The organism is Parasphingopyxis sp. (genome assembly GCF_052168275.1).
Classification (GTDB): Bacteria; Pseudomonadota; Alphaproteobacteria; order Sphingomonadales; family Sphingomonadaceae; genus Parasphingopyxis.
This window is the reverse complement of record NZ_JBQLZM010000116.1, coordinates 16,294-26,041: the sequence shown is the minus strand read 5'-3', so window position 1 is coordinate 26,041 and position 9,748 is coordinate 16,294. Positions and strand designations below refer to the sequence as shown.

Annotated in this window: 12 protein-coding genes; 9 read left to right on the top strand and 3 right to left on the bottom strand. The window is 67.7% G+C overall.

Annotated features, from left to right (window positions below; genetic code table 11):
- The 9 genes from ACTS1X_RS10455 to ACTS1X_RS10415 form a co-directional block, all read left to right on the top strand.
- A partial coding sequence (locus tag ACTS1X_RS10455) for a DUF3617 domain-containing protein (RefSeq protein ID WP_442614335.1) occupies nt 1-485 on the top strand: 485 nt, incomplete at its 5' end.
- A 133-nt stretch (nt 486-618) separates the two neighbouring features.
- Nucleotides 619-1,215 (top strand): DUF3617 domain-containing protein, encoded by a 597-nt coding sequence (locus tag ACTS1X_RS10450; RefSeq protein WP_442614334.1) that lies wholly within the window; start codon nt 619-621, stop codon nt 1,213-1,215.
- A gap of 106 nt (nt 1,216-1,321) precedes the next feature.
- Nucleotides 1,322-2,425 carry a TIR domain-containing protein gene (locus ACTS1X_RS10445; RefSeq protein ID WP_442614333.1) on the top strand — a complete coding sequence of 368 codons (1,104 nt, stop codon included), beginning with the start codon at nt 1,322-1,324 and terminating at the stop codon, nt 2,423-2,425.
- 16 nt (nt 2,426-2,441) lie between these two features.
- Entirely contained in the window at nt 2,442-3,449 is a 1,008-nt protein-coding gene (locus tag ACTS1X_RS10440; RefSeq protein ID WP_442614332.1) for a toll/interleukin-1 receptor domain-containing protein, read from the top strand.
- Between the two features lie 104 nt (nt 3,450-3,553).
- Nucleotides 3,554-3,934, top strand: a complete 381-nt coding sequence (locus ACTS1X_RS10435; RefSeq protein ID WP_442614331.1) for a VOC family protein — start codon at nt 3,554-3,556, stop codon at nt 3,932-3,934.
- A gap of 150 nt (nt 3,935-4,084) precedes the next feature.
- Nucleotides 4,085-4,630 (top strand): DUF3617 domain-containing protein, encoded by a 546-nt coding sequence (locus ACTS1X_RS10430; RefSeq protein WP_442614330.1) that lies wholly within the window; start codon nt 4,085-4,087, stop codon nt 4,628-4,630.
- 60 nt (nt 4,631-4,690) lie between these two features.
- The gene (locus ACTS1X_RS10425; protein ID WP_442614329.1) at nt 4,691-5,929 is read left to right on the top strand and encodes a serine hydrolase domain-containing protein; all 1,239 of its coding nucleotides are present in this window, start codon (nt 4,691-4,693) and stop codon (nt 5,927-5,929) included.
- A complete protein-coding gene (locus tag ACTS1X_RS10420; RefSeq protein ID WP_442614328.1) occupies nt 5,922-6,266 on the top strand; it encodes a TraR/DksA family transcriptional regulator in 345 nt (114 codons plus the stop codon). The genes ACTS1X_RS10425 and ACTS1X_RS10420 overlap by 8 nt, the downstream gene beginning before the upstream one ends.
- Nucleotides 6,245-7,282: a DUF3616 domain-containing protein gene (locus tag ACTS1X_RS10415; RefSeq protein WP_442614327.1), complete on the top strand. Its 1,038-nt coding sequence runs from the start codon at nt 6,245-6,247 to the stop codon at nt 7,280-7,282. Before ACTS1X_RS10420 ends, ACTS1X_RS10415 begins: the two co-directional genes overlap by 22 nt.
- On the opposite strand, the gene ACTS1X_RS10410 is transcribed toward ACTS1X_RS10415, so the two are convergent.
- Genes ACTS1X_RS10410 through ACTS1X_RS10400 form a run of 3 tightly spaced genes read right to left on the bottom strand, consistent with a single transcriptional unit; the run spans nt 7,279 to nt 9,240 of the window.
- Nucleotides 7,279-7,548 carry a hypothetical protein gene (locus ACTS1X_RS10410; RefSeq protein ID WP_442614326.1) on the bottom strand — a complete coding sequence of 90 codons (270 nt, stop codon included), beginning with the start codon at nt 7,546-7,548 and terminating at the stop codon, nt 7,279-7,281. The two genes, ACTS1X_RS10415 and ACTS1X_RS10410, sit on opposite strands and share 4 nt — an antisense overlap.
- Nucleotides 7,549-7,606: 58 nt before the next feature.
- A complete protein-coding gene (locus ACTS1X_RS10405; protein ID WP_442614325.1) occupies nt 7,607-8,089 on the bottom strand; it encodes a MarR family winged helix-turn-helix transcriptional regulator in 483 nt (160 codons plus the stop codon).
- Nucleotides 8,089-9,240, bottom strand: coding sequence for an Acg family FMN-binding oxidoreductase (locus ACTS1X_RS10400; RefSeq protein ID WP_442614324.1), 1,152 nt, complete (start codon nt 9,238-9,240; stop codon nt 8,089-8,091). The genes ACTS1X_RS10405 and ACTS1X_RS10400 overlap by 1 nt, the downstream gene beginning before the upstream one ends.
- Nucleotides 9,241-9,748: the final 508 nt, after the last annotated feature.

Genomic DNA, 9,748 nt, shown 5'->3' with positions numbered 1-9,748 from the left:
AGTTTTTGATGACGGCGGCGCCGCTCGCGCTGCTGGGCGCATGTTCGGGCGGCGGAGGCAGCGACGGTCTTCAGGCCGGCGAATGGACGATGACGACGCAGATGACCGAGATCGAGGTCCCCGGCATGCCCGAGGAGATGGTCGCCCAGATGCGCGAACAGATGGGCGAGCAGACGGACACCAGCACCCGCTGCATCACCGAGGAAGAGGCCGCCGATCCGGGCGCCAACCTCTTCACGCCGGACGAAGCCGATCAGGATTGCGATTTCACCGAATCGACCGTGGCGGGCGGGGTGATCGCCATCCAGGGCAGCTGCCAGGCGCCGAACGGCCAGGGCAGCGCCAATATGGCGATCGACGGCACCTATACCGCGACGACGATGAACGCCGACCTGTCGGTGAATGTCGAGGGCGGGCCGATGGAAATGCGCATGTCGGGCACGATGAGCGCCGAACGCACCGGCGAGTGCGCGGCCGAAGGCTAGGGCCCCGCATCGCAGCGATAATAAAGCGCCGCCGCGGCCGATCGTCGCGGCGGCGCTTTTCTTTCGGCCCGATCGCCCCGGCCGTCGCGGCGCGGGATTGATGCGGCGGCGGAGGCCGCCTATCACACTGGCGATGCCCGAGGGCACCCGTGGGAGGAAGATGATGACCAATTCGGCCTTGAAAACCCTGATCGTACTGGCGGCGCCGATGGCGCTGCTCGGCGCCTGTTCGTCCGGCGCCGATGCGGACGGCGACGGCACGATCAGCGGCGAAGAGGCGGCCGCCGAGATGGAAAATGCCGATCTCTCGATCACGCCCGGCCAGTGGGAAGCCACCGTCCAGCTGACCGAGTTCGACATGCCGCAGATGCCCGAAGAGGCACGCGCCGTGATGCAGGAACAGATGGGCCGCACCCAGACCAGCACCTCGTGCATCACGCCGGAACAGGCCGCCGATCCGCAGGCCAGCATGTTCGGCGACAGCAATGACGACTGCACCTATACCGAGTTCGACATGAGCGGCGGCACGATGCTGGTCGCCGGGACCTGCCGGTCGGAAGGCATGCCGGGCGCGGTGTCGATGCGGATGGAGGGTCGCTACACGCCCACCAGCTACGAAATGACGATGAACATGGACATGGATGGCGGCCCTGCGGGGCCGATGAGCATGGCGGGCCAGGTCACCGGCCGATATCTCGGGCCCGACTGCGCGGCCGACGCGGACGGCTAGCCGGCCGGCGGACCCGCGCCCGCATGGATAGGCCCGCATTGATAGGATGGCGCGGCGCGGTTAGGATATGGAAGGGGCGCGTTGCGGGCGGCGATCGGGGGGTTTGATGGCGCAGAATGACGAAGGATCGGCGGATACGAGACGCCCGGTCGCCTTTATCAGCCATCACAGTTCGCAGGAGCAGACCGCCCGACACCTGAAGACGATCCTCGAACGCAACGGCGTCGAAGGGTGGATGGCCCCCGACGATATCGATCCCGGCGTCGCTTTCGACCAGGCGATCATCGAACAGGTCGAACGGTCGGACCTGATCGTCCTGCTGTTCTGCGCGAAATCCGATCAGTCGCGCCATGTGAAGCGCGAACTGATGATGGCCGAGAACAACAAGAAGCTCATCTATCCGGTCCGGCTCGAGGATATCGACGCCAAGGGCCTCGCCTATTGGCTGAACGACTATCAGTGGATCGACTGGATCGACCGGCGCGACGCCACGATCCAGCGGATGATCGAGACGATCAAGCGCCAGGTCGTCCATGACGAGCCGGCGGCCGCCGACGATACCGACGCCGCGGACGGCGACCCCGCTCCGGCCGAAACCGTGTCCGACATGCCGGCGGAAACCGCGCCGGTGGGACTGATGGGCGCGGACGGCGGGAAGGGCGACGAGAGCGGCCCGCCGCCCCGCTTTCTCGGCATCGCGATGAACCGGAAGGGCTGGTATGCGGTCGGCGGCGCCGCTGTGCTCGCCGCGATCCTGCTCGGCCTGCTGATCAACAGCCTGACGGGCGAATCCGAATTCAAGGTCCGGCCCGGCCAGTGGGAAACCCGCTACGAGGTCGACCGGATCCTCGAAAATCGCGCCGTCAGCCAGGCGGATGTCGACGCCTTTGTCCGCCAGTTCGAAGCGAATGTGGCGACCCAATGCATCAGCGAGGCCGATGCGCGGTCTCCCGGCAACGACTTTTTCGATCCCGACCGGACCAACAATTGCGCGATGAGCGATCTCGCCATGGAGGGTGGCGATTTCCGGGTCCGGCTCGAATGCCGGCCGCCCGACATGAACGGCGGCGCGCTCAACGTCTGGATGCGCGGCGAATATGCGCGGGAAACCATAACCACCGAAGCCGAATACGCCTTCGCGCCGGGCACGCCGACCGAATTCCGCTTCGTCGCCAACCAGACCGGCCGCTATCTGGGACCTTGCGAGTGACGCTCCGGGCGCCGTCGTGACCGATACGCCGGCCGATCCCGCATCCGGCGAAGACGATCATCGCCCGGTTGCCTTTATCAGCCATCACAGTTCGCAGGAGCAGACCGCCCGGCACCTGAAGACGATCCTCGAACGCAACGGGGTCGAGGGATGGATGGCGCCCGACGATATCGAACCGGGCGTGGTGTTCGACAAGGCGATCGTCGACCAGGTCCGCCGGTCGGACATGGTCGTCCTGCTGTTCTGCGCGAAATCCGACCAGTCGGACCATGTCCGGCGCGAACTGACCCTCGCCGTCGACAGCAAGAAGCTCATCTATCCGGTCCGGCTCGAGGATATCGATGCCGAGGGGCTCGCCTATTGGCTGAGCGGCTATCAGTGGATCGACTGGATCGACCGGCGCGACGCGACGATCCAGCGCCTGATCGATACGATCAAGCTGCAGGCCGGCGACGGGGGCGCGGCCGGCGCGCAGCCGGCGACGCCGTCCCGTACGCGCAGCCGGGCCGGACCGAACCGCGCCGCCTGGCTAGGCGGCGGTGCCGCGGTCGCCGTCGCGGCTGTCGCGGCCGTCTGGTTCCTGACCGGCGGGGAAGCGGAGGCCGAGCTCAAGGTGCTCCCGGGAAGCTGGATCCGCGAGATGACCGTCCATGCGCCGGTTGGGCCGGCCGGCGGCCGGGAAGCGGCCGAGGCGCTGTTCGACCGGCTCGACCTTCAATCCTCGGCCGGCTGCATCGGGGCGATCGAATCGACCAATCCCGGCATTTCCTTTTTCGACCTGGACGGGCGGCACAATTGCTCGATGGACGGACTGGCCCCGGGCGGGGACGCGAAACTGCTCGCCGAGTTCACCTGCCGGCCGGCGGAACTCGACGGGGGCACGGCGACCTTCGCGCTCGACGTCGCGCCGGAACGGAACACCAAGATATTGGCCGACGGGAACCTCACGATACGGGACGGCGAAGGCGGGCAGAGCCTGTACGAGGTGGAATTCCACTATTTCTATGCGGGCAAGAATTGCTGAACCCGGAGCCCGGCCGTCCTTACCTCGCACGTCATTGACGGCGGATGCGGCGCGCGCGCATGATCCCGCGCGATTCCCCACTCCCATCTCGAAAGGCTGAAACGATGATTGGCTATGCGACTGTCGGCACCAACGACCTCGAAAGGGCGCGGGGCTTCTACGATGCGCTGTTCGCGACCGTGGGCGCGAAACGGCTGATGCAGCTCGACGAGGGCTTTACCGGATATGGCAGGGAGATGGGCCAGCCGATGCTGTGCGTCACGCCGCCGTTCGACGGCGAACGGGCTACGGCGGGCAACGGCATGATGATCGCGCTCCAGGCCGAGGATCGCGCCCAGGTGGACGCGCTGCACGCCAAGGCGCTCGAGCTGGGCGCGGCCGACGAGGGCGCGCCGGGCCTGCGCGAGCCGGAGGCAATGGGTTTTTACGCCGCCTATTTCCGCGATCTCGACGGCAACAAGCTCTGCGCGTTCAAGGTCGGCTAGTTTTTCGGAAACCGGGCCGGTGCGGCGCTCGACCGCCAGGTCGAGTCTGACGATATGAAGCCGAGAGTCCGACAAACAAATCCCCGGAACGCTATCTTTACCCTTTCGGCCTAGCACCGTCCAACTGTCTGGATATCAAGGGGATTTACGATGCGTTCACCCTGTCTCTCGCTCGCCTGTGTCGCGCTCCTGGCCGGTTGCGGCGATTCCGGCTCGGACGATGCCGTCCAGCTCGATCCCGATCCGCGCGAACCGGAAAGCATGGCGACCCAGCCGCTGCGGCCGGGGCTCTGGGAGCTTTCGGAAACGATCGGCGAGGTCGACCAGGCGACGATGCGCGCCCGCGAGGAGGCGGAGATCGAGGAAGACGGCGATCGGCGCGGCGAAACGCGGACGGTCTGCCTGCCCGCCGACTATGCCGACCGGCCGCCGGTCGAATTCTGGTCGGGCGCCGGCAATGCCTGCGCCTATGACCGCTTCGATGCGGTCGAGGGCGATCTCGGCGCGGCGCTGAGCTGCAACGCGACGCCGGGCACGGTCTCGGTGGCGCTGGACGGCGCCTATGGCGCGACCGAATTCGATCTCGCGATGACGGTGACCCGGACGGGAACCGGCAACGAGAATATCACGGTCGCCGGCCGGCTCGAGGGCGAATGGCTCGGCGAATGCCCGGTCGCGGAAGAGGATGAGGGCTAGGCAGGCGGAACCGGCCTTTGATCATGGCGTTGCGGCGATCTTTGCAATAGGGTTGGCCGCATGTCGCCGATCGCCTGCCTGATCGCAGCCTGTCTTTCGGGCGGTAGCCAGCCCGTCGCCGAGGCCGTGCCGGCGGCCGATCCCGCGATCGGCTGGGCGCGCGTCGCGTTCGATGCGACCGGCATTGCGGAGAGCGCCGCCGGCGGGCTCGCCGATATCGAAACCGGCCGCGCGCTCACCATCGACGACCCTGTCCGCATCGCCAGCGTGTCCAAGCTCGTCGTCGCGCTCGCCGCGGCGCGGCTGGTCGAGGAGGGTACGATCGACCTGCGCGACGATGTCTCGACGCATCTCGGCTGGCGGCTCCGCAATCCCCATTTCCCCGACGCGGTCGTCACGCTGCGCGCGCTGCTCGACCATCGCGCCGGCGTGCGCGACGCGGCGGGGTACGCGCTGCCGCTCGATGCCGATCTGGAGCAATGGATGGGCCGGCCCGAGGCCTGGGACGCCGACGACCCGCCCGGCCGGTTCGCCTATGCCAATCTCAACTTTCCGCTCATCGCCGCGGTGATGGAAGGCGCGACCGGCGAACGTTTCGACCGGCTGATGGCGCGCACGGTGTTCGAGCCGCTCGGCCTCGACGCCTGTTTCAACTGGACGACCTGCAGCCCGGAAGCGCGCAATCGCGCGGTCGTGCTGTACCGGCCCGACGGCGCGGTCGCGCGCGACAGCCGGCGGGCCATCGCCGAAGACTGCCCGGCCACCCCGGCGAGCGACGGCAGCTGCGACCTCGAAACCTATGTCCTCGCCCGCAACGGCGCGGCGTTCAGCCCGCAGGGCGGCCTGAGGATTTCGGCGCGCGATCTCGCCCGTATCGGCTTGCTCTTCCTGTCGCGCGGCGAGGGCACGGACTTCGCCTTCATGAACCGGCATTATCGGGAACTCGCGCTGATCCCGATGCTCTATGGCGGCCGCGGCGCGCCGATCACGGAAAGCGGCGACAGCGAGGGCGGCTTCTTCTGCCGCTACAATCACGGCGTCCATACGCTGAACGGCGATGGCGGCGAGTGCGACGACGATCTCTTCGCCACCGGCGCCGTCCATAGCGGCCATGCCGGCGACGCCTACGGCCTGCGCTCCGGACTGTGGATCAGCCATGCGGAGGGGCGCGGCGTCGCCTATTTCGCGACCGGCCTGCCGGACACGCCCCGCCCCGGCCGCTCGGCCTTCTCGGCGACCGAGGAGCGGCTGGCGCAGGACCTGCCGCTCGAAACCTATGTCCCGCCAGCCGATGACTGAGCTGTCCGACGCCCGCATCGCGGCTTTCCGCGAGACGCTGATCGCCCTGCGCGCGCAGCTTTCCGGCGAGGATGCGGGCGCGGCCGAGTGGCGCGAGCCGGTCGCCCTTGACCAGCAGAGCGTCGGGCGGCTGTCGCGGATGGACGCGATGCAGCAACAGGCGATGGCCGATGCCGAAGCGCGGCGCCGCCGGTCCGATATCGCCCGGATCGAGGCCGCGCTGCGCCGGATCGACGAGGGCGAGTTCGGTTATTGCCTGACCTGCGGCGAGGCGATCGCCGAAAAACGGCTGGAGATCGACCCGATGGCGACGCAGTGCATAGCGTGCGCCTCCTGAGCCTTGCCGTGCTGCTCAGCCTCGCGGGCTGCGGCGGGGCGTCCGATACCGCACCGCCGCTCGAGGCCGGCATCACCGTATCCGGACATTTCGGACCGGAGGGCAGCGTCTCGGAAGATGTGAGCGGCCTCGCCTGCGACTGGCAGCGCGGCGGCGGCACGATGCGCTGCCTCGCCATCGAGGATGAGGGCGACGCCGCGCAATGGACGACGTTCAACGGCGCGATCCTCGCCGCCGGGCAGCGTTTCCCGCTCGGCGGTGCCGGCGATCCGCTGGGTTCCGTTCCGCGCGGCATCTGCGGCGAACAGGATGCGGAGAGCCGGGAGATGGACGGCGAAGCGGCCGCGTTCAGCGAGGGCGTCTTCTATGTCGCGGGATCGCATGGCTGTTCGCGCAACAGCAACGAACTCCGCCCGCCGGCCTTTGTCGTCGCGCGCGTCGAGCCGGACGAACCGGCCGGGCCGATCGTGCCGGGCATGGTTTCGGTCGCGGCGAGCTACAGGCTGGGCGCGATGCTGCAGCGGGACGACACGCTGGCGCCCTATTTCGGCGCGTCGCTCCACGACGCGAACGGGCTCAATGTGGAGGGCCTCGCCGTGCAGGGCGACCGGATGGTCTTCGGCCTGCGCGCGCCGGTGGTCGACGGCACGGCCTATCTGTTCGAAACCAGCGCGACGGCCCTGTTCTCCCGTGCGATTTCAGGCGGCGGCCGCGCCGTTCCGGTCGCGCTCGGTGAACAGGCCGGCATCCGCGACCTCGCCTTCCTGCCCGACGGGCGGCTGCTGATCCTGTCCGGCCCGGCCCAGGAGCAGGACGTACCCTATCGCGTCCATCTGCGCGGCGCGGACGGCGCGGCCCGGGTGCTCGCGACCGTCGAGGCGCCGCGCGGCGGCAAGGCCGAGGCGATGGCGATCACCGGCATCGACGGCGACGCCGTCTCGCTGCTGATCCTGTTCGACGGGGTCGACGACGGCGCGCCGCAGCGGCTCGAACTGGCCGTGCCCGCCGCGCCCTAGCGCTTGTTCATCTGGGTCAGCATCGCGAAGGTGCCGATATTGAGCGCGGTATAGGCGCCGTAGATGAACAGCACCATCGGCTGGCCCGCCTTCGCGAACCAGAGCGCGCCGACGAGAAAGACGAACTCGATCGCATAGCCCGCATAGCCGCCGCCGAAGCGGTGCAGCGTCTCGGCGATCTCGGCGAATACCGGGCCGCGCCCCTCCATCACGCTGCGATGGAGGAAGATGTTGACGACGCCCATGAGGAACACGATCCAGATCATGGGCGCGATGATAGCCGATTGCGCGGCCTGTCGACAGGGGCGCCGGCGGCCGCGCCGCTCAGTCCGGCCGCCGCTCGTCGAGGATGATGCGCAGCCGGGTCAGGGTCGGCAGGATCGCCTTCAGCTCCTTTTCCGGCACAAGGGTCATCAGCTCGGCATAGAGCGGCCCCAGCGCCTCGAGCCCGGCCTGGCGTGCGGCCTTGCCGGCCTTGGTGATCGCCACCCGGCGGATGCGGCGGTCCTCCGGATCGCTTTTCAGCGCGACCAGCCCCTTGTCCTCGAGCTTGCGGACGGTCGACGACATGGTCGGCTGGCGCACCTGGAAGGCGCTCGCCAGTTCGCCGATCGTCTCCTCGGTTTCGAGGCGCAGCAGATGGTTGAGCACGCCGTACTGGGCCCGGGTCATGCCGTCGGGGAGCACCGACTCGAACAGCGTGCCGGCAAGCTGCGCGATGATGCCGATCTCCGTCATCACGAGGTTGCCCAGCGGATCGCCCGCCAGCCCCGGACCTTTCGGCGCCGAACCCCGGGCCTTCGCCATCAGGCGTCGACCAGCCGGCTCGTGAGCGGCCAGCGCGGCGACGGTTCGATCGCCGGCGCATGGCCGATGCGGAACAGGCCCTGCACGCGGGACGGAGCGGCGATGCCGAGATGATCGTGAAGGCGGGCGTACTGCTCGGCCATTTCGGGAAACTCCTGCAACGCCTGGCTCAGCGGCTGCATCGCCAGTCCTTCGCGTGTAGCAGCGAGCTGCATCCGAAGCCATGCCGCGCCGGTCGCGAGCTGCGTCGCGCGGCTGTTGTCGGCCGTATGCAGCCAGCATATGGACGGGCTGGCGTCGATCAGCGCCGTGTACATCGTGATGCCCTCGGCAAAGGCGTAGCTGTCCGGATCGGCCAATTTTTCGCGCGTTACCATGCCGAGATTGTGCGCTGCCTCGATCATGGGCCCATCGAGGATGATGCCGTCGGGATTGGCGACCGCTTCGTCCGCGCCGATCCGCATGACGTCGATACTCTCCTGCAATGTATGTGGCGTCGTATATTCGACGAGCCAGGCATCGGTTGCGATGTCCTTGAGGGGTGCGATCGTCTCGGCCGTGTTCGCCCAGTCGAGCGCTACGCCTTGGGGCAGTGCCGCGCGCAAGGCGGCGAACTGCCGGTCGGTAACGGGGCGGGGTTCGTACTGTTCGCGATTCGTATGGCGTTCCAGCACGCGATCGAACAGCCGGTCCGTCGCGATGCCCGGTTCGCGGACCAGGCGGATATCGGCGATCGGGCGGTCGTCGAGCACGGGGTGCGGCTCGCCCGCGGGAAAGGGCGTCGTCTCGGCGCGATATCCCTTTTCCGCCGCAGCCATGCGGAGCAGTTCGAGAAAGGCGCCGAAGCCGATCGTGATCTGGCGGCAGGGCGGATCGGTTTCGGGCAGCATCCGGTCGAGGTCGGCGGTGATGCGAATCCGGTCTTCTCCGATCAGCTCGATCAGCCAGGGCTGCTTGTTGTGCGGATTGGGCGCGAGGATCGCATAGGCGAGAATGTCGAGCCGCGGATCGCCGAACCCCTCGGCCGCCCGCCGCCAGGGCGCGCGCGCTTCGGCGAGGCTCGGCGAGAAGATGTCATAGGCGAACAGGCCGCCCCCGATGATGACGGCGCTGGCGGCACCGGTGAAAAGGACTTTGCGGCGGGTGGGCATGACGGGCCTCCAATTTGTATCTATGGCTATATGATAGATATCTATATAATATGTCAAGTTTCGATGTCGTGACCGGCAGGCCCATCCGTCATTGCGAGCGCAGCGGGCCGAAGGCGACCGAAGGTCAACCAATCCAGAGCCGCAGGCGATGTAACCAGCCGCTCTGGATCGCCGCCCTTCGGCTGGCTGGCCAAGCCGGCCGCTCGGGACAAGCTGGGCCTGACGGCTCCTCGCAATGACGGTCGCCGTGATCGAAACGCGATATCGGGGGTAAATTTTTTCGTTCTTGATCCGTTCCCTTGCAATCCCGCAAGGCCAGTTCGGTCCATGCGTCGCTGCGCCTGCGAAGGGATCGGCGTGCGACGAACCGAGTCAGAATAGCGGTGAATCGAATCACAAATTTCCGGTTAACCCTCTTGTGCCCGACTCGCGGTTGGGACACTATGGCTAGTGGTTCGGCCGGGGGCCTACCCAATAGGTTGTGGTAACGCGCCGCGATCGCGATTCG